Source organism: uncultured Brevundimonas sp. (genome assembly GCF_963975535.1).
GTDB lineage: Bacteria > Pseudomonadota > Alphaproteobacteria > Caulobacterales > Caulobacteraceae > Brevundimonas.
This window is the reverse complement of sequence record NZ_CAXBHE010000011.1, coordinates 14,864-38,244: the sequence shown is the minus strand read 5'-3', so window position 1 is coordinate 38,244 and position 23,381 is coordinate 14,864. Positions and strand designations below refer to the sequence as shown.

General features: G+C 68.6%; 25 protein-coding genes. 10 read left to right on the top strand and 15 right to left on the bottom strand.

The window, feature by feature from the left end; genetic code table 11:
- Positions 1-9: 9 nt before the first annotated feature.
- Entirely contained in the window at positions 10-816 is an 807-nt protein-coding gene (locus AACZ75_RS13725; protein ID WP_339873615.1) for a phosphoribosyltransferase family protein, read from the bottom strand.
- Between AACZ75_RS13725 and AACZ75_RS13720 the strand changes: the two genes are divergently transcribed.
- Positions 815-1,705 carry a methyltransferase domain-containing protein gene (locus AACZ75_RS13720; protein ID WP_339873613.1) on the top strand — a complete coding sequence of 297 codons (891 nt, stop codon included), beginning with the start codon at positions 815-817 and terminating at the stop codon, positions 1,703-1,705. The genes AACZ75_RS13725 and AACZ75_RS13720 overlap by 2 nt on opposite strands.
- Here the strand turns inward: AACZ75_RS13720 and AACZ75_RS13715 are convergent.
- The 6 genes from AACZ75_RS13715 to AACZ75_RS13690 are packed head-to-tail and all read right to left on the bottom strand — an operon-like array spanning position 1,702 to position 5,139.
- Complete coding sequence (locus AACZ75_RS13715; RefSeq protein WP_339873612.1) at positions 1,702-1,881, bottom strand: Flp family type IVb pilin; 180 nt, start codon at positions 1,879-1,881, stop codon at positions 1,702-1,704. The two genes, AACZ75_RS13720 and AACZ75_RS13715, sit on opposite strands and share 4 nt — an antisense overlap.
- A gap of 24 nt (positions 1,882-1,905) precedes the next feature.
- Entirely contained in the window at positions 1,906-2,310 is a 405-nt protein-coding gene (locus AACZ75_RS13710) for a (deoxy)nucleoside triphosphate pyrophosphohydrolase (protein ID WP_339873610.1), read from the bottom strand.
- Positions 2,310-2,627 carry a type II toxin-antitoxin system RelE/ParE family toxin gene (locus AACZ75_RS13705; RefSeq protein ID WP_339873608.1) on the bottom strand — a complete coding sequence of 106 codons (318 nt, stop codon included), beginning with the start codon at positions 2,625-2,627 and terminating at the stop codon, positions 2,310-2,312. Before AACZ75_RS13705 ends, AACZ75_RS13710 begins: the two co-directional genes overlap by 1 nt.
- Positions 2,605-2,817: a hypothetical protein gene (locus AACZ75_RS13700; RefSeq protein ID WP_339873606.1), complete on the bottom strand. Its 213-nt coding sequence runs from the start codon at positions 2,815-2,817 to the stop codon at positions 2,605-2,607. Before AACZ75_RS13700 ends, AACZ75_RS13705 begins: the two co-directional genes overlap by 23 nt.
- Positions 2,818-2,836: 19 nt before the next feature.
- Complete coding sequence (gene argJ / locus AACZ75_RS13695) at positions 2,837-4,234, bottom strand: bifunctional glutamate N-acetyltransferase/amino-acid acetyltransferase ArgJ (RefSeq protein WP_339873604.1); 1,398 nt, start codon at positions 4,232-4,234, stop codon at positions 2,837-2,839.
- On the bottom strand, positions 4,231-5,139 hold the full coding sequence (locus tag AACZ75_RS13690; protein ID WP_339873603.1) for a peptidylprolyl isomerase: 909 nt from the start codon (positions 5,137-5,139) through the stop codon (positions 4,231-4,233). Before AACZ75_RS13690 ends, argJ begins: the two co-directional genes overlap by 4 nt.
- Positions 5,140-5,396: 257 nt before the next feature.
- Between AACZ75_RS13690 and secA the strand changes: the two genes are divergently transcribed.
- Positions 5,397-8,249 (top strand): preprotein translocase subunit SecA, encoded by a 2,853-nt coding sequence (gene secA, locus AACZ75_RS13685; protein WP_339873602.1) that lies wholly within the window; start codon positions 5,397-5,399, stop codon positions 8,247-8,249.
- A 92-nt stretch (positions 8,250-8,341) separates the two neighbouring features.
- Entirely contained in the window at positions 8,342-8,836 is a 495-nt protein-coding gene (locus AACZ75_RS13680) for a hypothetical protein (protein ID WP_339873601.1), read from the top strand.
- Positions 8,837-8,887: 51 nt separating this feature from the next.
- Here AACZ75_RS13680 and AACZ75_RS13675 read toward each other — a convergent pair whose 3' ends face one another.
- A complete protein-coding gene (locus AACZ75_RS13675) occupies positions 8,888-9,319 on the bottom strand; it encodes a hypothetical protein (protein ID WP_339873599.1) in 432 nt (143 codons plus the stop codon).
- Between the two features lie 142 nt (positions 9,320-9,461).
- On the opposite strand from AACZ75_RS13675, the gene AACZ75_RS13670 reads away from it, so the two are divergent.
- A complete protein-coding gene (locus AACZ75_RS13670; protein ID WP_339873597.1) occupies positions 9,462-10,625 on the top strand; it encodes an aminotransferase class V-fold PLP-dependent enzyme in 1,164 nt (387 codons plus the stop codon).
- 7 nt (positions 10,626-10,632) lie between these two features.
- Here the strand turns inward: AACZ75_RS13670 and AACZ75_RS13665 are convergent, their stop codons facing one another.
- From AACZ75_RS13665 to AACZ75_RS13650, 4 genes are all read right to left on the bottom strand, one after another.
- On the bottom strand, positions 10,633-11,487 hold the full coding sequence (locus tag AACZ75_RS13665) for a hypothetical protein (protein WP_339873595.1): 855 nt from the start codon (positions 11,485-11,487) through the stop codon (positions 10,633-10,635).
- 112 nt (positions 11,488-11,599) lie between these two features.
- A complete protein-coding gene (locus AACZ75_RS13660; RefSeq protein WP_339873593.1) occupies positions 11,600-13,102 on the bottom strand; it encodes a CoA-acylating methylmalonate-semialdehyde dehydrogenase in 1,503 nt (500 codons plus the stop codon).
- Between the two features lie 73 nt (positions 13,103-13,175).
- The gene (locus tag AACZ75_RS13655; protein ID WP_339873592.1) at positions 13,176-14,066 is read right to left on the bottom strand and encodes an alpha/beta hydrolase; all 891 of its coding nucleotides are present in this window, start codon (positions 14,064-14,066) and stop codon (positions 13,176-13,178) included.
- Between the two features lie 59 nt (positions 14,067-14,125).
- Complete coding sequence (locus AACZ75_RS13650; RefSeq protein WP_339873591.1) at positions 14,126-14,611, bottom strand: Fur family transcriptional regulator; 486 nt, start codon at positions 14,609-14,611, stop codon at positions 14,126-14,128.
- Between the two features lie 101 nt (positions 14,612-14,712).
- On the opposite strand from AACZ75_RS13650, the gene AACZ75_RS13645 reads away from it, so the two are divergent.
- Positions 14,713-16,725, top strand: coding sequence for a TonB-dependent receptor (locus AACZ75_RS13645; RefSeq protein WP_339873589.1), 2,013 nt, complete (start codon positions 14,713-14,715; stop codon positions 16,723-16,725).
- A 136-nt stretch (positions 16,726-16,861) separates the two neighbouring features.
- Positions 16,862-17,656: a SapC family protein gene (locus tag AACZ75_RS13640; protein ID WP_339873588.1), complete on the top strand. Its 795-nt coding sequence runs from the start codon at positions 16,862-16,864 to the stop codon at positions 17,654-17,656.
- A 110-nt stretch (positions 17,657-17,766) separates the two neighbouring features.
- On the opposite strand, the gene AACZ75_RS13635 is transcribed toward AACZ75_RS13640, so the two are convergent.
- The 3 genes from AACZ75_RS13635 to AACZ75_RS13625 form a co-directional block, all read right to left on the bottom strand.
- The gene (locus tag AACZ75_RS13635; RefSeq protein WP_339873587.1) at positions 17,767-18,174 is read right to left on the bottom strand and encodes an acyl dehydratase; all 408 of its coding nucleotides are present in this window, start codon (positions 18,172-18,174) and stop codon (positions 17,767-17,769) included.
- Positions 18,175-18,187: 13 nt separating this feature from the next.
- Positions 18,188-19,210 (bottom strand): NADP-dependent oxidoreductase, encoded by a 1,023-nt coding sequence (locus tag AACZ75_RS13630; protein ID WP_339873585.1) that lies wholly within the window; start codon positions 19,208-19,210, stop codon positions 18,188-18,190.
- 297 nt (positions 19,211-19,507) lie between these two features.
- Positions 19,508-20,302, bottom strand: a complete 795-nt coding sequence (locus tag AACZ75_RS13625; protein ID WP_339873583.1) for a response regulator — start codon at positions 20,300-20,302, stop codon at positions 19,508-19,510.
- Between the two features lie 200 nt (positions 20,303-20,502).
- Between AACZ75_RS13625 and AACZ75_RS13620 the strand changes: the two genes are divergently transcribed.
- From AACZ75_RS13620 to AACZ75_RS13605, 4 genes are read left to right on the top strand one after another with little or no spacing between them, the layout of a single operon-like run.
- Positions 20,503-20,709, top strand: coding sequence for a NepR family anti-sigma factor (locus tag AACZ75_RS13620; protein ID WP_339873721.1), 207 nt, complete (start codon positions 20,503-20,505; stop codon positions 20,707-20,709).
- Positions 20,710-20,723: 14 nt separating this feature from the next.
- Positions 20,724-21,323, top strand: a complete 600-nt coding sequence (locus tag AACZ75_RS13615) for a sigma-70 family RNA polymerase sigma factor (protein WP_339873582.1) — start codon at positions 20,724-20,726, stop codon at positions 21,321-21,323.
- 3 nt (positions 21,324-21,326) lie between these two features.
- A complete protein-coding gene (locus AACZ75_RS13610) occupies positions 21,327-23,096 on the top strand; it encodes a sensor histidine kinase (protein WP_339873580.1) in 1,770 nt (589 codons plus the stop codon).
- 40 nt (positions 23,097-23,136) lie between these two features.
- Positions 23,137-23,274 carry an entericidin A/B family lipoprotein gene (locus AACZ75_RS13605; RefSeq protein ID WP_339873578.1) on the top strand — a complete coding sequence of 46 codons (138 nt, stop codon included), beginning with the start codon at positions 23,137-23,139 and terminating at the stop codon, positions 23,272-23,274.
- Positions 23,275-23,381: the final 107 nt, after the last annotated feature.

The following is a 23,381-nucleotide window of genomic DNA, read 5'->3' as shown; positions in this document are numbered from 1 at the left end:
CGTTCGGACCTAGATAGGCAGTTCGCGCGCGTTTCGCACCCGGGCGACGACCGCGAGGTCGACGGCGCGGGCCCCGGCCGCCAGCAGCGCACGGCTGCAGGCCTCGGCGGTGGCTCCGGTGGTCAACACGTCATCGACGAGAAGGATGCGCCGCCCCCGTACCCGCCGCCGCCCCGCCTCGGGGACGACGAAGGCCGATTTGACGTTCAGGCGACGGCCGCGGGCGCTGCGCCCGCCCTGGCTGAGCGTGTGCCGGGTCCGCACCAGGGCGTCGGGCAGATAGTCCAGTCGCGCGTGTCGCGCCAGCGGCCGGGCAATCTCGGCCGCCTGGTTGAAACGCCGCCCCAGCAGGCGCAGCCGGTGCAGGGGCACGGGCACCACGGCATCCGCGTCGTCCAGCAGGTCGGCGGCGGCGCGCGACAGCCAGCGGGCGAACAGGCCGGCGAACTGCTGCTGGTCGCCGTGTTTGAATTTCAGGATCAGGCCCCGCGAGGCCTCGTCATAGACGCAGGCGGCCCGGGCCCGGGCGAAGGTGTAGGGGGCCGCGATACAGGCGGCGCAGCGGTCGGCGGCAAAGGCCCCGCCGTCGGCCTCGAAGGCCGCGCCGCAGCCGTCGCAGACCGGGGCCTCGAGAAAGACCACCCGGCTCCAGGCCTCGGCGGTCAGGCCGGCCGCCCCGGCGGTTTCGCGACTGTCATGGGTCAGGGGGGGCAGGACCAGATCGGTCAGGCCACGCCCCAGATCGCGCATCCGCGGCAGGATCAGGCGCGGTCCGGCTTTCAATCGGTCGCGCCAGCCCCCATCCTGAATGCCCATGAGCCCCATTTCAGCGCCCCCCCGGATCTTCGACAGTGCCCGACGCACCGCGCGTCTGGTCCGCAGCGCCCGCCGCTTCGGCGAGGCCGACTTCCTGCACATGCGGGCCGCCGACAATGCCGTGGCCAGCCTGGAGGTCATCCTGCGCGACTTTGCCGAAGTCGTCGACCTGTCGGCCCAGCCCGAGCCGTTCGCCGCCCTGCTGAAGGCCAGTATCGCCGCCGGCCGGGTCGGGCCGGTGCAGGTGGTCGGCGATACGGCGAGCCGGGCCGCGCCCGGGGCGGGGCCGCTGGCGGTCGCCGACCAGTCGGCCGACCTGGCCGTGTCACTGATGAGCCTGCACTGGGCCAATGACCTGCCCGGGGCCCTGAGCCAGATCCGGCGCGCGCTGAAGCCCGACGGCCTGTTCCTGGGGACCCTGCTGGGGGCCGGAACGCTGAAGGAGCTGCGCGGGGTGCTGACCGAGGCCGAACTGGAGCGCCGCGACGGGGCCCAGGCCCGGGTCTCGCCCTTCGCCGACGGATTCGACGGGGCGGCCCTGCTGCAGCGGGCGGGCTTTGCCCTGCCGGTGACCGACGTCGACCGGGTGGTCGTGCGCTATCCGGACCTGTTCGCCCTGGTCCGCGACCTGAGGGCGATGGGCGAGACCAATGTGCTGTCAGGGACGATCCGGCCGCTGACCCGGACCATCGCGGCGCGGGCGGCCCAGCTCTATGCCGAACGCCACGGCGAGGCCGACGGGCGGATCCCGGCGACGTTCGAGATCGTGCACCTGGCCGGATGGGCCCCGCATGAAAGCCAGCAGAAGCCGCTCAAGCGCGGCTCGGCGAAGATGCGGCTGGCGGATGCGCTGGGCGTGGCGGAGCGGACAGGCGAGGACCCCGTCTAGCCGCCCATGGCCGACCGGATGGCGTTCATCGCCCCGTTGAAAATGCCGCTGCTGGTGCCACCGAAGGCGGTCAGGGCCGACAGGATCACCAGAAAGATCAACGAGATGATCAGCCCGTACTCGAGCGAGGTCGCACCGGTCTCGTCTTGACGGAAGCGGGAGATGAAACGTCGCATCGGCCCCTCCATCGACGGGCGGTTTCAGAGCAGGTCGCGCAACCACGCGACCAGGGGTTCGTCGGCCGGGGGCATCGGATAGTCCGAAAGCTGGTTCGGCCGCACCCATTTCAGTGCCGCATGCTCGCGGTTCTGTACCGTCCCGGACCAGCGACGGCACAGGTAGAGTGGCATAAGCAGGTGAAAAGTTTCGTAAGCGTGGCTGGCGAAGACGAACGGGGCCAGGCAGGCCGCGTTGACGTCGATGCCCAGCTCCTCGTGCAGTTCGCGGATCAGGGCCGCCTCGGGCCGCTCACCCGGCTCGACCTTGCCGCCCGGAAACTCCCACAGGCCGGCCAGCTGCTTGCCCGGCGGCCGCTGGGCGATCAGCACCCGGCCGTCGACATCGACCAGGGCCACGGCGACGACGAGAACGGTGGGGAGGGTCATCAGCGACGGCCTGCGAAGAAGGTGGAAAGGTCACGGCCGCGATAACTGACCCCGAGAATGTGGACGGTGGTGGCGGTCGCGACATATTTGATTGCGGCGCGACGTCGGACACTCAATACCCTGACACGCTCGTCGTCCGGGTCTATCTGTCGACCCACGAAGGGGAACCAGCGCAATCCTTCACAGGATCGTTTGATTTCCAGCAGGAATCGCTCGGCCGCCAAGGGTCGTTCCGTGGCGATGAAATCGAAGAGGTCATCCAGATCGCGCTGCGCTTCGCGGCGGTAGATCAGATCAAGCGGCGCGCGCGACGGCACGTTTCATTCGCTGTTCCAGCCGCGTCCAGACGTCGTCATGATTGACCGAGTCATCCGGACTGTTGAGCGCGGCCTGGACCTGACCCCGCAACCGGTCGAGCGCTTCGGGGGGCAGATTCCCCTCCACCAGCGCGTCGAACTCCTGGTCGCTCAAGGCGGCGTCGGGTGCCAGCGGATCGGTCGCGTTCATGCTTCGGACCCTACCACAATCAACTACGGTAATCACCGTTGATCTCGATGTAGCCCTTGGTCAGATCGCAGGTCCAGACGGTGGCCGAGGCGCGGCCGGAGCCGACGTCGACGGTAATCTCGATCTCGGCATTCTTCATATAGGCGCTCATCGCCGCCTCGTCGTAGCTGGGCGACGGAGCCCCGTCGACGGCGGCGACGTGGGGGCCGAAACGGATGGCCAGGTGGTCGCGATCGACCGCCTCCTCGGTCTTGCCGACGGCCATGACGACCCGGCCCCAGTTGGCGTCCTCGCCGGCGATGGCGGTCTTGACCAGCGGACTGTCGGCGATCGACTTGGCCAGTTTGCGGGCCGAGGCCGGGGACTCGGCTCCCTCGACGGTGATCTTGACGAATTTCGAGGCCCCCTCGCCGTCGCGGACCAGCTGGTGGGCAAGGTCGAGCATGACCCGGTCCAGGGCCGCGCCGAAGCCCTTGAGCCGGCGGTCACCGACGCGGCCGATGCGCGGGGCCCCCGAGGTGCCGGTGGCGAACAACAGGCAGGTGTCATTGGTCGAGGTGTCGCCGTCGACGGTGACGCTGTTGAAGGTGGTGCGGACGTGCAGGCCCAGCAGGGCCCGCAGCACCGGCGGGGCGATGGCGGCGTCGGTGACGATGAAGCCCAGCATCGTGGCCATGTCGGGGGCGATCATGCCCGAGCCCTTGGCGATGCCGGCGATGCGGACCGGGTGGCCGTCGATTTCGCACTCGGCGTAGCTGCCCTTGGCGAAGGTGTCCGTGGTCATGATGCCGCGCGCGGCCTCGACCCAGGCGTCGGCCGACAGGCTTTCCTCGATCTGGTGCAGGCGGGCGTTGATCTTGCGGTCGTCCAGCACCACGCCGATCACCCCGGTCGAGGCCAGCATCACGTCACGCTGGCGACAGACGAACCGTTTGGCGACTTCCGAAGCCGTGCGGCGGGCGGCGTCGGCCCCGGCCTTGCCGGTGAAGGCGTTGGCGCAGCCGGCGTTGATCACCAGGGCGCGGACATCCTCGCCGCCCCCGGCCGTGCCGAGCTGGCGCTTGCACCAGTCGACCGGGGCCGAGCCGATCTTGTGGCGCGTGAAGACACCGGCACAGGTGGTCCCGCGGGCGAAATGGAACACCACCAGATCGTCGCGCTCATGCTTGTAGAAGCCGGCCCGGGCGGTGGCGATGCGGACACCGCCGATCGGGGGGATGTCCGGAAAGGGCACGGCCAGCGGCGAGATCGCCAGCCCGGGCTTGCCGCCGGACGGCAGCGGGGCCGTCGCCCCGGTCGCGACCGGGGTCCGGGTGGCGCGCTTGATCGCCGCCGACAGGGGGTCGAACGCCTTTTCGAGGGCCGTCTCGATCTTCTGTCCGGTACCGGTCCGGGGCGGCCGGGGCGAACGGCTCATGGGGTGATGGTCGCCGGCGCGGCGGTGGCGGAGGCAGGCTCCTCGGCCGGTCGCGCGGTGTCGGCCGGCAACAGATTATCGATGCTGGCCTTGCCGCGCAGTTCCTCGAGCAGCTGCCTGACCCCCTCATAGGTCAGGTAGCGCACGATCTGCGGGCGCGCCTGGTCCAGCGTCGGCGGGCTTTCCTTGCGCCGGTCCTCGACCCGCAGCACGGCCCAGCCGCCTTCGGTCTGGAACGGGCCGACGGTGGAGCCGGCCGGCTTGTCCCGCAGCGCATCGGCATAGGCCCGCGGCATGACGTCGAGCGTCGAATAGCCGAGATCCCCACCCGAGAAGCGCGTCGCCTCGTCAGCCGAACGCTCCATGGCCACCGCCTCGAACGACGCGCCCTGGGCCAGGATTCCGATCACGGCATCGGCCTCCTCGCGTGTGCGGGACAGGATCAGGCGGACGCGGATTTCCTCCGACGTCCGGGCCAGACGCAGCTGTTCCTGGTACAGGCGCTGGACCGCCTGGTCCGAAATCTGGCCGTTGACGACGTTTTCGACCAGCATGTCGCCGAGGATCCGTTCCCGCGTCGCCTCGAGGCGGCGCTGGGCCAGCACGGAATTGTCCAGACCGCGGTGCTCGGCCTCGCGGGCCAGCAATTTCTGGTCGATCACCTCGTCCAGCACACGGCGGAACAGGTCGGAGGTGATGTCCAGCGGCTCGCCCTCGCCGACCAGACCCTGGGCCACGGCCTCGCGTTTGACGTCGGACGCCCAGATGGTTTCGTCCTGAACCCGGGCCACGGCCCGATCGCCGGGCTGGGGCGGGCGCTCGTCACCGCCGCCGCCCGTACAGGCGGCGACCGCCAGGGCCGAAGCCATGACGGCGATAATCAGACGCTTGCGCGAATTTCGCATTGAAGCCGCTCCGTCCTGCTGTTGCGGGGCGAATCCACTATGGGCGCAAAGCCCCTCGCGTTGACAGGGATAAGGTCGGTGCTTAAGTCCCGCCTGCGCCCAAGTCGAGGGGTTTTCGATCGTTCGTGCGGCCCCCGCGGGTACCTTTTGCCGGTACCGGGGTCGCCGGCGGTCAGGACGTCTCTCGCGTCGTCCACCGCCGCCCCTCTCGGGCACTGTTCAGAGCCTTCAGACGCTCGACCGCCTTCGGATCGCTCATGCTCGGCTTCGCCAAGAAATTTTTCGGCTCCTCCAACGACCGCAAGGTCAAGGATTTCATGACGCGCGTTCAGCGCATCAATGCCCTGGAAGACAAGTTCGCCGCGCTCAGTGACGACGAGCTGCGGATGATGACCCAGGCGTTCCGTGACCGGATCGAGGGGGGCGAGACGCTCGACAAGATCATGAACGAGGCCTTCGCCGTGTCCCGCGAGGCGTCGAAGCGGGTCCTCGGCCAGCGTCAGTACGACGTCCAGCTGGCCGGCGGCATGATCCTGCACGAGGGCGGGATCGCCGAAATGCGCACCGGCGAGGGCAAGACCCTGGTGGCCGTGGCCCCGGTCTATCTGAATGCGCTCGAGGGCAAGGGCGTCCACGTCATCACCGTCAACGACTACCTGGCCAAGCGCGATGCCGAGTGGATGGGCCGCGTCTACCGCTTCCTCGGCATGGAGGTCGGCGTCATCGTCAACGGCCTGAGCCAGGGCCAGCGCCAGACGGCCTATAATTCCGACATCACCTACGGCACCAACAACGAATTCGGCTTCGACTATCTGCGCGACAACCTGGTCTATGACCGGGCCGAAATGGTGCAGCGGCCGCACAATTTCGCGATCGTCGACGAGGTCGACTCGATCCTGATCGACGAGGCGCGCACGCCGCTGATCATCTCGGGTCCGACCGAGGATCGCTCGGACCTCTACAAGATCGTCGACGCCCTCATCAAGGAACTGGTCAAGGACCCGGCCAATTTCGATCTGGACGAGAAGCAGCGCCAGGCCCTGCTGACCGAGGAGGGCTCCGAGAAGATCGAGGAGCTGATGGAGGCCGGCGGCCATTTCGCCGAGGACACCACCGGCCTGTACGACGCCCCCAACGTGACCCTGGTTCATCACATCAACCAGGCCCTGCGCGCCAACACCCTGTACCAGCGCGACAAGGACTATATCGTCAAGAACGGCGAGGTCGTGCTGATCGATGAGTTCACCGGCCGGATGATGAGCGGTCGCCGCCTGTCCGAGGGTCTGCACCAGGCCATCGAGGCCAAGGAGGACGTCAAGATCCTGCCCGAGAACCAGACCCTGGCCTCGGTGACGATCCAGAACTATTTCCGCCTCTATACCAAGCTGTCGGGCATGACCGGCACGGCCGCGACCGAGGCCCAGGAATTCCTCGACATCTACAAGATGGACGTGCTCGAGGTGCCGACCAACCGGCCGGTCCAGCGCATCGACTACGACGACGAGGTCTACCGGACCTATGCCGAGAAGAATGCGGCGATCGCCCACCAGATCGCCGAATGCCATGTGAAGGGACAGCCGATCCTGGTCGGCACCGTCTCGATCGAGAAGTCCGAACAGCTCTCGGACATGCTCAATACCTACGAGTACAAGGTCGAGGTCTCGCGCACGCCCAAGGCGGAATACGCCGGGCGCGAGAAGGACGCCGCCAAGGTCGGCGACGAGGCCTTCGACATCCAGTACGCCACCGGCAAGGGTATTCCGCACAGTGTGCTGAACGCCCGCCAGCACGAACAGGAAGCCTTCATCGTCGCCGACGCGGGTCTGCCGGGCGCGGTGACCATCGCCACCAACATGGCCGGCCGCGGCACCGACATCCAGCTGGGCGGCAACCTGGAAATGCGCCTGCAGAAATGGCGTCAGGACCAGCGCAACCTGGCCATCGAGATCACGCCCGAGATGGAGGCCGCCGAAGAGGCGCGTCTGAAGGCCGACATCGCCGTGCACCGCGAGACCGCCCTGGCGGCCGGCGGCCTGTTCGTGCTGGGTACCGAACGTCACGAGAGCCGCCGGATCGACAACCAGCTGCGTGGCCGGACCGGCCGTCAGGGTGACCCGGGCACGTCGAAATTCTTCCTGTGCTGCGAGGACGACCTGCTGCGCATCTTCGCCGGCGACCGTCTCGACTCGATCATGCGCAGCTTCGGCGTGGCCGAGGGCGAGGCCATCAGCCATCCGTGGCTGAACCGCGCCGTGGAGACCGCGCAGAAGCGGGTCGAGACCCGCAACTACGACATCCGCAAGAACCTTCTGAAATACGACGACGTGGTCAACGACCAGCGCAAGGCCGTGTTCGAGCAGCGCCAGGAGTTCATGGATTCGACCGATCTGTCGGAACTGGTCGGGGAATTCCGTCAGGACGTGGTCACCGATCTGGTCGACCGCTATCTGCCGCCCAAGGCCTATGCCGAACAGTGGGACATCGACGGCCTGGACGAGAAGGTTCGCTCGACCCTGGGTCTGGAGCTGCCGCTGCACGACTGGGCCGCCGAGGAAGGCGTCTCCAACGAGGAGTTCGAGGAGCGCCTGCAGGCCGCGGCCGAGGCGCGCGCCGCCGAACGGCTGGAACTGATCGGGGCCGACCAGACCCGGGGCCTGGAACGCCAGTTCCTGATGCAGATGATCGACATGGCCTGGCGCGAGCATCTGGTCCACCTGGACCACCTGCGCGGCATCATCGGCCTGCGCGGCTACGGCCAGCGCGACCCGCTGAACGAATACAAGACCGAGGCCTTCTCGCTGTTCGAGACCCTGCTCAGCGAACTGCGCCACAGCGTGACCCGCTGGCTGATGACCGTGGAATTCCGCTTCCAGCCGCCGCCGGAAATGGAAATGCCGGAGTTCCAGGAAATCCATCTGAGTCCCGGTTCGGGCGAAAACCAGATGGGCAATCCGAACGCCCAGTCGCCGGAAGGCCGGCTGGACGGCGACGATCGCTCGCGCACACCGGTCGGCATGTTGCCCGCCGGCTGGGAGCGGACCGGCCGCAACGCCGACTGTCCCTGCGGCTCGGGTCGCAAATTCAAACACTGCCACGGGGCCCTGGTCTAGGTCGAAGGCTCCGGATTCAGCGACCGAGGGTATCCGGTGAGACGGATACCCTCTAGGGTCATCCCGCGCGTTCGCCACGATGGAGGTCCGCGATGTTGATGACTGTGCTGACGGCTCTGGTGGCCGGAACGGTCCCCCAGAGCGAGCAGGCCCTGCTGCGGTCCTGCGAGATGACTCCGGAAGGCTGGATCTGTGTCTACCGGATTCCGCCGATTACAGCCGTGCCCGAGCGGGGCTCGACCGTCACCGGCGCGCCGCCGGACATGATGATGGCCGCCCCGCCCCCGTCCGCGCCGGTCATCGATCCGCTCGAGCTGGAGGAAAGCCGCCTGATCCGGCGTTGCGCCGAGGCCGGCTGGCTGTCGCTGTGCACACCGGGCGAACGGCGTCAGGCCCGCCTGCTGAGGGATGAGGCCAACGTCCGCGCCGCCCTGCACCAGGAGGTCACCCGCCTGCTCAGCGAACAGCAGTGTGATGCCGCGGTGCGGACCGCGCTGCGCGGCGGCGACCTCGACCTGGCCCGCGAGGCCCGGGCCTTCTGTCAGCCGGCAACGCCGAACCGTCCGCACACGGACGGACAAGACTAACCCCGGCCGGACCAGGTCCGACCGGGGTTGTTTTCGATTCGACCGGACCGGTCAGCCGGCGGGCGGGCAGCCTCCGCTCTCACAGCCGACATAGTGAATTTCGGGCGGCTCGACCGTCACTTCCGACGGCCGTACGTGAACGTCAGGGGCCCGGAGATAGATCTGCGGGGCGGCGATACGAATCGGCGGGGCCTCGACCCAGACCGGCGGGGCCTGGATGTCGACGCGTCCCGACGGCACATACATCGGGCGGCCATAGACGCGCACGCCCGGGCCGCCGGAAAGGGTGACATTCCACGGGGCCACCGGGTGGTAGAAGACCGCCTCGTGCTGGCAGGCGCAGGGGTCGTTCGGATTGTGGGCGTGGGAATGGCAGTCCCGGGGCGACGGCGAAGGATCGTGCGGGCTGTACTGCTGGGCGATCGCGGCCCCGGGCAGGGCCAGAAGTGCACCGGCTGCGGCAACTACAGTGAGTTTGATCATTCTCATCCCCTTGAGATACCCCGACCTTTTGCCGGACTTGATCAACCATTGTTAGGTCAGCGTTAATCATAAGGCAAGGCGGGCTCGCCCGTCGGGCGAGTGCCCACTGGCGTGACCGGCGGCCCCGTGCGACATCCGGACCATGTCGCACAAGCCCCTGTTCTCCCGCGCCCTGTCACTGGACCCCGAGCGTCTGCATTTCGCCGCCCACAGTCATCATCTGTGGCCGGACGCCTCCTTTGACGGCCATATCCAGGCCTGGCTGGAGGCCAACCGGCACGCGGATCGCAAATGGGATTCAATCTTCGGCGCGGTCGTGCCCGAGGCCCAGCGCCACGTGGCGGCCGAACTGAACCTGCCGTCGCCGGACACGGTCGTGTTCGCGCCCAACACCCACGACTTCCTGCTGCGGATCGTCTCGGGACTGGCCCGCAAGCCGGCGCGAATCCTGACCACAGACGGCGAATTCCACGCCTTCCGGCGACAGGCCGACCGCTGGCAGGAAGCCGGCGAGGCCGTGGTGACCCGGATACCGCTGGCCCCGTTCGACACCTTTGACGCCCGGTTCGTGGCGGCGGCCCGCACCGGTGACTTCGACCTGATCGTGATCAGCCAGGTGTTCTTCAAGACCGGACAGGTGTTCGGCGGCATCGCCGACCTGGCCGCCCTGGCCGACCCGGCGGGCCCGTGGGTGGTGGTCGACGGCTATCACGGCTTCATGGCCACCCCGACCGACCTGTCGGCGGTGGCGGACCGGATCTTCTATGTCACCGGCGGCTATAAGTACGCGATGTCGGGCGAGGGGGCGGGAATCCTGCATGCCCCGGACGGCTATTGCGAGCGCCCGGTCGCCACCGGCTGGTTCGCCGAGTTCGGCAATCTGATGGGCCCGCCGGACGGGGTGCAGTATCGCGGCGACGCCGGCCGCTTCTGGGGCGCGACCTTCGACGCCACCCCGCTGTACCGGTTCAACGGCGTGCGGCGCATGCTGGACGAACAGGGCCTGACCACCGCGATGATCGCCGATCACGCGCGCGGGCTGATGCAGCGGTTCGCGGCCGCCGTGATGGCCGGTGAGGCCGGACGCCTGGCCGGGGCCGAGACGATCAATCCCCTGACCAACGACGCCGGCCGGGCCCGCTTCCTGGCCTTCCGCCACCCCGACGCCCAGGCGTGGCGGGCGCGGCTGCTGGAGGCCAATGTCGTCACCGACGTCCGTGACGACACCATCCGGTTCGGCTTCGGCCTCTATCAGGACCTGGACGATGTCGAGCGGTTGATCGCGGTCTGCAAACGGGTGCTCTGAACACCGGTCAGAAGAAGGTGGCGTCGTCCTGTTTGGTGGCCTTCGGCGGCGCGCGCGGCGTCGGCGGGGTGACCGGGGCGGCCGGCCGCGGGGCCGTGGCCGCCGGAGCCGCGTCCGCGGCCGGATCCAGCGGCGGCAGGGTCGGATAGGGCAGGGTCTCGGGCGCGAGGCCCGGCGTCACCGGCTCCGGCTCGCCGGAACCGGGGGCCGCGACCCGGTCCGGGGCATTGAGGTCATCGCGGATGAAGACCCAGGAACGGCTGTCGTTGCAGGCGCAGGCCTTCATGAAGCCCTCGCGGTCGCGCCAGACGATCAGCGGATAGCCGGTGCCCAGACCTTCCGATTTCAGCGCGTCCGTCAGCCGTGATGCGAAGGCGCGTCCGGCCTCGACCACGGCCGCCCGCGCCAGATTGCCATCGGCGGCCGGAATGCCCGCGGCGCTCCAGGCGCTGGTCGGGGTGGCGGTCCAGCGCTGGTACAGGGACCAGTCCCGGGTCAGCCACAGCTCGGCCACGGTGGCCCGTTCGGCCGCGGTGGACTGGGCCAGGCCCTCGCGATCCGGACGCGCGAAGATGATGATCCGGGCCTCGACCCCGGCGGCGCGCAGCTTGGGCACCTCGTCGCGCTCATAGCGCTGCATGGCGGCCGAGTCGCGATAGCCGATGATATAGAGCGGCTCGCCGCCCCCGCCCCCCGACAGCCAGGAGGCCTCATCCAGCAGGCGCTGGATCTCGGCCTGGTGGTTGGCGATCACCACCGGCTGGAAGCGGGCATAGTAGTTCCAGTAGGCCCAGTAGCCACCACCGGCGAGAAGCAGGCCGATCAGGGCGGCGAGCGCCGACCAGACAAAAAAGCGACGCATACGGGGAGCACTCCAGCTTCACGGTTCAGGCCCGTTCACCCATAGCACCGAATGGGCCGGCCCCGAACCCCGGGGAGACTACGCCCCGGAGGCCAGGCCGGCGACCGGGTCGTCAGCCCATGGTCGGGATGACGAAGCTGGAATCGGCGTGCTCCAGCTCGCTGTCGGGCCAGCGGGCGGTGACGGTCTTGACCTTGGTCCAGAATTTCACCCCTTCCATGCCGTGCTGGTTGGTGTCGCCGAAGGCCGAGCGCTTCCAGCCGCCAAAGGTGTGATAGGCGACCGGCACCGGGATCGGCACATTGATGCCGACCATGCCGACATTGACCCGGCTGGCGAAGTCACGGGCGGCGCGGCCGTTCTGGGTGAAGATGGCGACGCCGTTGCCGTACTGGTGCTTCGACGGCAGGGCCAGCGCCTCCTCGAAACTGGCGGCGCGGACGATCTGCAGCACCGGGCCGAAGATCTCTTCCTGGTAGGCACTCATGTCGGGGGTGACGTGGTCGAACAGCGACGGGCCGATGAAGAAGCCCTTCTCGTGGCCCTGCAGGCTGAAGTCACGGCCGTCGACGACCAGTTCGGCCCCTTCCTTGACGCCGGTGGCGATCCAGTTGGCGATGCGGTCGCGGTGCTGGGACGAGACCACCGGGCCGTAGTGGGCCCCCTCGTCCGAGGAGACGCCGACGCGCATGGTCGGGATCTCGGCGACCATGCGCTCACGCAGTTCGTCGGCGGTCTTCTTGCCGACCGGCACCACCACCGGCAGGGCCATGCAGCGCTCGCCGGCCGAGCCGAAGGCGGCCCCGGACAGGTCCTTGATGACCTGGTCCATGTCGGCGTCGGGCAGGACGATGCCGTGGTTCTTGGCCCCGCCCATGGCCTGGACGCGCTTATGGTTGGCGGCCCCGGTCTGGTAGACATAGTGGGCGATGTCGGACGAACCGACGAAGCTGACGGCGTGGACCAGCGGATGGGTCAGGATGGCGTCGACCGCCACCTTGTCGCCGTGCACGACGTTGAGCACCCCGGCGGGGGCCCCCGCCTCCATCATCAGCTCGGCCAGGCGCACCGGCAGGGATGGATCGCGCTCGCTGGGCTTGAGGATGAATGTGTTGCCAACGGCGATGGCCACGCCGAACATCCACATCGGGATCATGGCCGGGAAGTTGAACGGGGTGATGCCGGCGACCACGCCGAGCGGCTGGCGCATCGAATAGACGTCGATGCCGGGGCCGGCCCCGTGGGTGTATTCGCCCTTGAGCACATGCGGGATGCCGCAGGCGAATTCGATGACCTCAAGCCCGCGCTGCACATCGCCCTTGGAGTCGGCGACGACCTTGCCGTGCTCGCTGGACAGCAGCTCGGCCAGTTCCTGCATATTGGCCTCGACCAGGCGTTTGAACTCGAACATCACCCGCGCGCGGCGCTGGGGATTGGTCGAGGACCAGCCCTCGAAGGCGGCCTGGGCGGCCTGGACCGCGCGATCCATCTCGGCGACCGTGGCCAGTTGCACCCGCGCCTGCACCTCGCCCGTGTTCGGATTGAACACGTCGCCGAAACGACCCGAGGCCCCGGTGAAGGACTCACCGTCAATGAAGTGATTGATATCGCGCATGATGAGCGTTTCCCTGGGAGCGGTACATTCGAGATTGAGGGCGGTTTAGCGCCCGGTGTCGGCCGACGCCAGTCTAGACCGCCGCGTCGAACAGGGCGTCACGGGCGATGTCAGGACGGAGCATGGGCAGGAAATGGGTTGCGCCGGGCACGGTTTCTACCGTTACGTGGGGCAGGCCGCGCGGCCGCTCGCGCACCCGGCAGGTCGATCCCGTCTCTCCCCGCAGGATCCGGACGGGCCGGTCGAATTGTCGCAGCGCCCGCCACGGGTCATGGCTCTGGGCCCCGTAGTTGGAGGCCTCCCATTCCGGCGCGCAGGCCAGGGCGAATCCGGCGTCCGTCTCGACCAGGCCGTCGACCAGATAGTCGGCCAGCATCATCTCGGGCCAGCCCTTGAACGCGCCCCGCCCGGTATAGGCGGCCATGGCCTGTTCGCGGCTGTCGAACACGGCGCGGCGGCGGCGGGCGGCCTTGACCAGCGGGATCCGCGAGGCGATCCGGTCGAGCAGCGGCAGCTGGAAGGCGGCCACGGCCCAGCGATCCCAGATGACCGGGTCGAACAGCACCAGTCCCGAGACCCGGTCCGGTCGCTCGGCGGCGGCCAGCAGGGCACTGGTCGCGCCCATCGAATGGCCGGCCAGCACCACCGGCGGCCCGTCGATCGTATCGATCAGGGCGATCAGGTCGTCGCGATGATCGGCCCAGCTGCGGCGGCCGTGCGGTTCGGCGGGCAGGCTGGTGCCACCGTGACCCCGCAGGTCGGGGGCCCACAGGCGCAGGGAACCCGACAACGGGGCCAGCAGGCTGCGATAGGTCAGGGCGTTGAAGCCGTTGGCGTGGACAAAGACCAGATCGACGGGACGGTCGGCGTCGCCGAAATCCAGCACCGCCATCCGGCCGTCGCCCCGGCGATTGGCCAGCGGCAGGCTGAGACGGCGGGGCGGTGAAAGGCGGATGGCATCCATCCCTGTCAGGTAGGCCTTCGCCGGTCGCCGCGCCAGTTCCCCCGACGTCAGGCCAGGCGTCAGGCCGCGGCGCTGCAGCCGGGACAGCGACCGTGCGCCTCGATGGTGGTGCGCTCGATCCGGTAGCCGGCTGCGGCGGCGGCGCGCGCCAGGCCGTCGGCGGCACCGGGCGTGACCTCCTCGGTCGCCCCGCAGCAGTCACAGATCAGGAAGGCGGCGGCATGGGCCTGATCGCTGCCGCTGCAGGCGACATAGGCGCTGATCGAGGCGATGCGGTGGGCGAGGCCTCGCCGTTCGAGGAATTCGAGGGCGCGATAGACGGTCGGCGGCTTGGCGGCCTGGCCGTCCTCGCCATAGCCGGCGATCAGGTCATAGGCCTTCATCGGCTCGCCGGCGGCCAGCAGCTGGGCAAGGACCCGCCGGCGGGGGGCCGTCATCCGTTCGCCGTCGGCCTGGCAGCGCGCGGTCGCGCGGGCCACGGCCGCGTTTACGGCCGCGGGTCCCGGCCCGTTGACGGCATGATCGTGTTGGCAGGCGTCGCCCATGGCCCACAGCTAGTCGGTCGGACCCGATCCCGCAATGTCCGGCGCTTGACCTTTTGTGATGTTATCTCATAACAGATGACTTCCCTCCCCCGAGTGTTCCCATGCGTATGACCTGCTCTCCCCGGACCCTGCTGCTGACCGCGACCGGCTGGGCCGCCCTGTGCGGCACCGCCCTGGCGCAGACGCCGCCCGTCGCACCGCCGGCGACCGAGGCGGTCAGGCTGGAGGATGTGATCATCACCGGCACCCCGTTCGGGGTCACCGACCGCGCCAGTCTGCTGGCGGTCGAGGTTCTGGATGCCGAACAGCTGGCCGTGGCCCCGGCCGCGACCCTGGGCGACCTGGTCAACGGCCTGCCGGGCGTGCGCAGTTCCAATTTCGCCCCGGGGGCCAGCCGCCCGGTGATCCGGGGCCTGTCCGGCCCGCGGGTCCAGGTCCTGACCAACGGTCTGGGCCTGATCGACGCCAGTTCGGTGTCGCCGGACCATCAGGTCGCGGTCGACCCGGCCGAGGCCAGCCGCATCGAAATCGTGCGCGGCCCGTCGACGCTGGTGTTCGGCGGTTCGGCCATCGGCGGGGTGGTCAACATCATCGACGAGCGGGTGCCGACCACCCGGGCCGGGGGCGGGGTCGACGGCCATGTCTCGAGCCAGGTGTCGGGCATCGACAACGGCCGCGGGGGCGGCGCGAGCCTGAAGGCCAATCTCGGGGCCCTGGTCGTCACCATCGACGGCTACAGCCATCGGAGCGATGACTACGGGATCCCGGGTCCGGCCCTGTCACAACGCCTGGCCGACGAGACGGGCGTGCCGCGCGCCGGTCCGTCGACCGTGGCCAACAGCGCCGCCGAGATCGAGCAGGCCGGGGCCGGGGTGTCCTGGATCGGCGCCGGCGGCTATTTCGGCGGTTCGGTGAAGACGACGAATTCGACCTACGGCACCGTCGCCGAACCGGATGTGACGATCCAGCTGGAACAGACCCGCTACGACGTGCGCGGTGAGCACACCCTGGGTAGCGAATGGTTCGACAAGGTCCGGCTGGGTGCGGCCTATGCCGACTATACCCATACCGAGTTCGAGGGGCCGGATGTCGGTACCGTCTTCTATTCCAGCGGCTATGAGGGGCGTCTGGAACTGATCCAGCGTCCGCGCGACGGCTGGCAGGGCGTGGTCGGGGCGCAGGTCCTGGACCGCGATTTCGACGCCGTCGGCGACGAAGCCTATGTGCCCCGCACGACCACCCGCGAACACGGCCTCTACACCGTGCAGCGTGTGGACCGCGACGGCTATGGCCTCGAGGGCGGGATCCGTTTCGACAAGCGCCGCGTCGACAGCCCCGCGACCGAACGGTCGTTCAGCAATGTCTCGGCCTCGGCCGGCCTGTTCCTGCGTCCGTCGCAACCGCTGTTCCTGGGCCTGACCGTCGCCCGCAACGCCCGCGCGCCCAGCGAGGTGGAGTTGTTCGCCGACGGGGCGCACATCGCCACGGCCGCCTATGAGCGCGGCGATCCGACGTTCGACAGCGAGGTCGCCACCTCGATCGAGGGCACGATGCATTTCGCTTCCGGCCGGCTGACGGCCGACCTGCACGTCTATGCGGCCCGCTATGACGGCTTCATCGATCTGCGCCCGACCGGGGTCGACGACGTCGATTCCGGCCTGCCCATCTTTGACTATGTCCAGACCAATGCCGATTTCAGCGGCTTCGAGGCCGAGGCCAGCTATGACCTCTGGGTCGACGGCGACCGCAGCCTGACCCTCACCGGGATGGCGGACATGGTCCGGGCCCAGACCGATTTCGGTCCCGCCGCCCGCATTCCGCCGTGGTCGGCCGGCACGCGGCTGGCCTGGTCGACGGGCCGGTTCGACACGGCCCTGGAAGTGCGCCGCGTCGGCGAGCAGACCCGGATCACGGCCTTTGAACGGCCCACCGACGGCTATACGATGGTCAATCTGTCCGCCGCCCTGCATCCGTTCGCCGACCACAGGGTCACGGTCTTCGGCGAGTTGCACAACCTGACCAATGTCGAGGCCCGCGAGCACGCCTCCTTTCTCAAGGATATCGCGCCCCTGCCCGGTCGCAATCTGCGGGTTGGACTCACCTACCGATTCTAGATCCGTCGCGCGGCTGAAACCCTTTTACAGGCGGGTATTTACCACGACGCTCGCCGCCGGGGCGACCCCGTTTGCTGCCCGGACATGTCTGGGCTAGAACCCGTCCTTCCTTCAATTCCGGGGCCTGATCGCGTCCATGACTGACACAACTGCAACTACTTCCGAAGGGCTGGCCGGTAGCGTCCTGTTCTATGAAAAGCCCGAGCCGCTTTCGGCCGAGCACCACGGCAAACTGGGCGTCGATCCGGTCGACCAGCCCTACGCCTTCGTGGCCAAGAGCCATGTCGTGCCGCTGACCGTGACCGAGTTCGCCCCGGCGGCCCTGTCCTATCCCGTGATCTTTGTCGGCGATTCGCGTCAGCCCGTCGCGGTCATGGGCCTGCGCCCCACCGAGAACCTGTTCATCGAGGCGTCCGGCGAGTTCCGCGCGGAGGCCTATATCCCGGCCTACGTGCGCCGCTATCCGTTCGTCTTCGCCAACGATGACGAGCAGAAGCGCATGATCCTGTGCGTCGATCGCGCCGCTGAATTCGTCAAGGAAGGCGGGGCCGTTGCCCTGTTCGAAGACGGCAAGCCGAGCGCCTACACCCAGCAGGCGATGGAGTTCTGCAACAATTTCGAACAGGAGCGGATGCGGACCGACGCCTTCGTCACCCTGCTCAAGGACCTGGACCTGCTGGAAACGCGCGACGCGGTGTTCACGCCCCGCAACGCCGACGGCACGGCCGGCACGCCCCAGAAGCTGGCCGACTATTTCGCGGTCTCGGAAGAGAAGCTGAAGGCCCTCCCGGCCAAGAAGCTGGCCGAACTGCGCGACAACGGTGCCCTGGGCCAGATCTACGCCCACCTGGTGTCGCTGCTGGGCTGGGATCGTCTGATCGCCATGACCTTCCAGCGCGCGGCCCAGACGCCGACCGCCGCCAACGCCTGAACGGGTCTGCCGGGGGGCGGATCTGATCCGTCCCCGGCAGGATCGACCGAATGACAGACGCCCCGTCCGGTTCTCCGGCCGGGGCGTTTTTCTGCGTCGGGGCTGTCGCGCTAGCGGCGGGCGAACAGGGCCCGGGTCAGACAGGAGAAGACCAGCCGGCCCGCCTCGTCCAGCAGGTCGTGCTGGGCGATGACGATGCCCTTGTCGTCGCCGACCGGATCCTTGCCCATGACCGTCATCCGGCCCCGCATCAGCTCGCCGGGGGGCGGGTTGCGCATGAAGCGCAGGCCGTCGACGGCCAGAACCTTGCTCTGGGCCCAGCCGGCGGACTTGTCGGCCGCCAGCCGGCTCCACAGCGCATAGACCATGGCGTCGGGCGCGCCATAGGCGGTGTCCCAGCCCGGCGCGAACCGCTCGACGAAGACGTCCATCCCGCCCTGGTCCACCGCACAGGCTCCGAGGGGCACCACCTGGCCGATGGCGACGTCCTCGAAATGAATGTGCAGCGGATCGCTCATCGGTCTGTCTCCGTCAGCCGGCCGGTTCTTCAGACACCCGGACCAGAAGCTTGCCGTCGTGATCGCCGGTGAACAGCCGGTTCAGCGAATCGACCGCCCCTTCCAGACCATCGTCGACGTGGACCTTCCATTTGATCGCGCCGTCGACCAGCCAGGGGCCCATCTCCGCGACCATCTCGCGGGCGCGCGGGGCGTAGTCGAGGACCAGGAAGCCCTGGACGCTGAGCCGGTGGGTGATGATGCGCGAGAAATTCGGCGAGGGCGGAGCCTTGGTGGCGTTGTAGGCCGAGATCAGGCCGCACACCGCCATGCGCGCATGCGGCTTCAACCGGTTCCAGACCGCGATCATGATGTCGCCGCCGACATTTTCGAAATTGAGGTCGATGCCGTCGGGCGCGAGACGGTCCAGCGCCTCGCCGACGTCCTCGTTCTTGTAGTCGATGGCCGCGTCGAAGCCGAGTTCCTCGGTCAGCCAGCGGCATTTGTCCGCGCCGCCGGCGATGCCGATGACCCGCGCCCCGCGCAATTTGGCGATCTGGCCGGCGATGGAGCCGACCGCGCCGGCGGCCGCCGAGATCACCAAGGTCTCACCGGCCTTGGCCTTGAGCACGTCGGTGACGCCGAAATAGGCGGTCATGCCGGTCATGCCGATCACCGAGAGATTGGCGGTCAGGGGCAGGCCCGCGGCCCGGTGCACCTGACGCAGCCCCTGCTCGTGCACGGCGGCATAGTCGGCCCAGCTGCCCGACACGGGCGAGACAATGTCCCCGAGCCGGAACCGGTTCGACCGGCTCTGCTCAACCACGCCCAGGGTCAGGCCGCGCATGACATCACCGAGACCGACCGCCGGCAGATAGCCCTCGGCGTCGTTCATCCAGGTGCGGTTGGTCGGGTCGAGCGAGAGATAGATGGTGCGGACCAGCACCTCGTTCTCCTTGAGATCCGGCACGGGGCTCTCGACCAGCTCCAGATCGCCGGCCTTGACCGGGCCCCTAGGCCGCTGGCGGAGGACCCACTGACGATTCACCTGCGTCATCACAGTTCTCCCTGTTCGCTCGCGAGGCGATATGTTCAGCAGCCTTCATTGTGGCGAAGGCGGCAGCCATGTCGAGGGCCGACGATCGCCCGGCCGCCAATCCCGCAAAGAAAATGGACGAGCCCTGTCGGGCCCGTCCAGTTGGCATCATCGAGAATGAGGTGCGGAGACGGGAGACCGGCTTTCACCGGCCTCAAGTTTTGGGGGGCGTCGCCGTCTCCGCATGATCCCAATGTTCCGCCCTCGCAAAAGTTCCCGCCACAGGCGTAAATTCATCCTGCGGATCGCCGGTCCCCGTCAGACCTCCGCGGCCTGGCGGGACGGATGGAAGAACAGCGCCTGGCTGATCGCCGCCTTGACCGTTTCCGGCTGGAACGGCTTGGTGATCAGGAAGGTCGGCTCCGGGCGTTCGCCGGTCAGCAGGCGTTCGGGGAAGGCGGTGATGAAGATCACCGGCACGTCGACCCGCTTCAGGATGTCCTTGACCGCATCGATCCCGGACGAGCCGTCGGCCAGCTGGATATCGGCGAGGACCAGACCCGGACGCTGACGGGCGACCGCGTCGACGGCCTCGTCGTGGGTGGTGGCGATTCCGGTGACGCGGTGACCCAGTTCGGTCACCAGGCTTTCGATATCGGCGGAGATGATGGCCTCGTCCTCGATGATCAGCACGTCGGTGGCCAGCTCGGCGTCGATCTCGGCCTGGGCTTCGCCGATCAGGCGCTCGACGTCATGGGCGTCGGAGCCGAGGACCTGGGCCGCCTCGGAGGGGGTGAACCCCTCGAGGGCCGTCAGCAGGAAGGCCTGGCGCGAACGCGGTGCGATCCGCATCAGGCGTCGCGAGGCGTCATCACCGTTGTCCATGCCGCTGCCGTCCTCCAGCCGGGCCCCGGTCGAGGCCCAGATGGCATGGAACACATGATACAGGGCGACCCGCGGCGACATTTCGGGCGGCAGTTGTCGCTCGCCGGCGGCCAGCGCTTCCAGCGCCACCCGGACATAGTTGTCGCCGGTGGTCTGGTCGCCGGTGAGGGCGCGCGCATAGCGGCGAACGTAGGGCAGGTGTGGTGCCAGTCTGGCCAGTAGGCTCATTCGTAATCCCCGACAGTGTGAGGCGATCCGGCGTGTCCGAAGCGCGACAGTTGATTGCAACGTATCCAATCGGCAACGGTTCCCCGACTTCACGCAGAAGCTTGAGCATTAATCGACAGCAATCTAGGAACCCCTTGGCAGGGCTGGCGTTGTCGGCATCCTGGAAACACATGCATGTCTGGGTGGCGGCCGTTTATTCGATGAATGAAAATTCCAATCCTTCCCGGCGCAGCCCGCCTTCCGCACAAGGCGAGGCGGGGCTGGAAGAGGCGCGCCTTCGCCAGCAGGCGATCGGCGTCAAGCTGCGGCACATGTTCGACGAGGTCGTCAACGAGCCGGTCCCCGACGAATTCCTGGAAATCCTGCGGCGCGCGGATGAGAAACCTTCCGGCGGAAGCGGCGCATGAGCGGATCCGGCCCGATGTCCGCCCCCCCCAAACCGCCCTCGGCCGACGACCCCGCCTTCAAGAAGGAGCTGGTCGCGCTGATCCCGCACCTGCGCGCCTTCGCCCGGACCCTGGCGGGCGACCCGACCGCAGCCGACGACCTGGCCCAGGACGCGATGATGAAGGCCTGGGACGCGCGGGCCAGCTATCAGATGGGCACCAATATGAAGGCCTGGACCTTCATGATCCTGCGCAATCAATTCTATTCCGAGAAGCGCCGCTCCTGGCGTCAGTCCCAGCTTGACCAGGAGGCCGCCGAGCGGACCCTGGTCGCGGTCGACGACCCCGAGGCCCCGGTGGCCCTCGACGAGCTGCGCCTGGCCCTGGCCACCCTGCCCGAGGAGCAGCGCGAGGCGCTGACCCTCGTCGGGGCCGGCGGCTTCGCCTATGAGGAGGCGGCGGCGATCTGCCAATGCGCGGTCGGCACGGTGAAGAGCCGGGTCAGCCGGGCCCGCAAGGCCCTGCAGGCGACCCTGGAGCGTGGCGGCTACGCCCGCGACGGACGCGCCGCCGGCGACGCCATGCGCTCCATCCTGGCTGATGCGGATCGCCTGAGCGGCGCCCGGCAAGGCTAGGCGATGGTCCAGCTGGGGCGCTCGCTCGGTCAGGGAGCCTCGGCTCGGCCCTTCCAGGGCATCCGCTTCCGCATCGGTCTGGCCATGGCGCTGGCCCTGCTGCCGATCCTGCTGCTCGGCGTCTTCCAGGCCCAGTCTGACTTCCGCGACCAGGCCGAGGCCCGGCGATCGGACCTGCAACTGGCTGCGGAACGCAGCGCGGCCGGGGCCAAGTCGCGGCTCGACAGCACCGCTGTCCTGCTCCAGGCCCTGCGTCCGGAATCCCTGCAATTCTTCTGCGAACCGCGCCTGACGACCCTGGTCGACCGGCTCGAGAGCGTCGATGGCCTGGCGCGGATCAGCGCGGGCGGCCAGCAGGTCTGCGCCTCGGACGCCGCCGAGTCCGGCCCGGCCTGGGAGGCCGCCGTGCGCGACAGCGACTGGTTCAAGCGCCTGCGATCCGGCGAGTCGATGGTGCTGGCCCGGGCCCCGGTGTCGACGGCCACCGAGCCCAACCTGATCGTCGCCATCCGCCTGGAGCGGCCGATGGGCACATTCGACGGGGCCATGATCGCCCTGATCCCGCTGTCGAGTCTGCAGCCTGACATCACCGACCGGGCCCTGCCCGAGGGGTCGGAAGCCGCCCTGACCGACGGCGACGGCAACCTGCTGACCGCCACCGACGCCGCGGCCTTTGCACTCGGCGACGGCCAGTCGCTGCGCGGCTGGGTCCAGCGGGCCCGCGCGGGATCCTCGGCGGTGTTCGAGGCCGACGACCGGCAGGGGCGCAACCGGGACTATGCCGGGGCGGCCCTGGCCGGGCGCGACGTCTATGTCGTGTTGTCGGCACCCGCGCCCGGCCTGCTGTCCTGGGCCCGGATCAATCCGGTCGGCGTGCTGATCCTGCCGCTGGCCGCCTGGCTGACCGCCTTCGCCGCCGTCATGCTGGTCTCGGAGCGGATCATCATCCGCTGGCTCGACTATCTCGAACGGGTGGCGGCCATCTATGCCCGGGGCCGGTTTTCGGTGCGCCCGCTGCAGGCGGTCAACGCGCCGTCGGAGATCCGCCTGCTGGCCTCGACCCTGGACACCCTGGCCGAGACCATCACGGCCCGGGACAAGGCCCTGACCGACTCCCTGTCCGAGAAGGACGCGCTGATGCGCGAGATCCACCACCGGGTGAAGAACAATCTGCAGATCATCTCGTCGTTGCTGTCGATGCAGCAGCGGGCCCTGACCGACGGCCCGGCCCGGGCGGCGGTGGGCGACACCCGCCAGCGGATCTCCGCCCTGGCCTTGATCTACCGCACCCTCTACCAGAGCGACGACCTGCGCTACGCCGACGCCCGCATCTTCCTGAACGACCTGGTCGGCCAGCTGGTGGCCAGCGCCACCGGTCAGGGACCGGTGATCACCAGTTCGGTCGAGGCCGACTCCCTCGTCGTCGATCCGGACAAGCTGGCCCCGCTGGCCCTGTGGCTGGTCGAGGCCGTGACCAACGCCCAGAAACACGCCTTCGCCGGACGCGGTGGCGATCTCAAGGTCCGCTTCCGGGTCCGGGGCGACAGCAGTGTGCTCGAGGTCGAGGACGACGGCCCCGGTGTCGATGAAACCCGGCTGACCGGGGTCGGCACCACCCTGATGGGGGCCTTTGCCAAACAGCTGCGCGGAACGGCCGAGATCGTGCCCTCGCCCGGCGGCGGAACCATCGCCCGGATGGTCTTTGCGACACCCGAGGCGATTACGCCGGTCGATCCGGCTGACCTGGGAACCCCGCGGCCCGCACGGCGTTGAGTTTCCGCAAGAGGCCATATGGCCTTTCAGGAGTTCTTCAATGCGCAAGCTTTTCATTCTTTTCGCCGCCGCCGCCGCCATGACCACCGCCGCCTGCAACACGATTGCCGGTGTGGGTGAAGACGCCCAGGCCGCCGGCCAGGCCGTCGAGAACTGTGCCGAAGGCCGTTCCTGCTAGGAACGTTTCGTCAGCCCGAGACCTGCCCGGCCGCGCATCGCCCCTGACGACGCGGCCGGTTGAAGAGAGCCCCGCCGGTCCCCCTGCCGGCGGGGTTTTTCACGTCC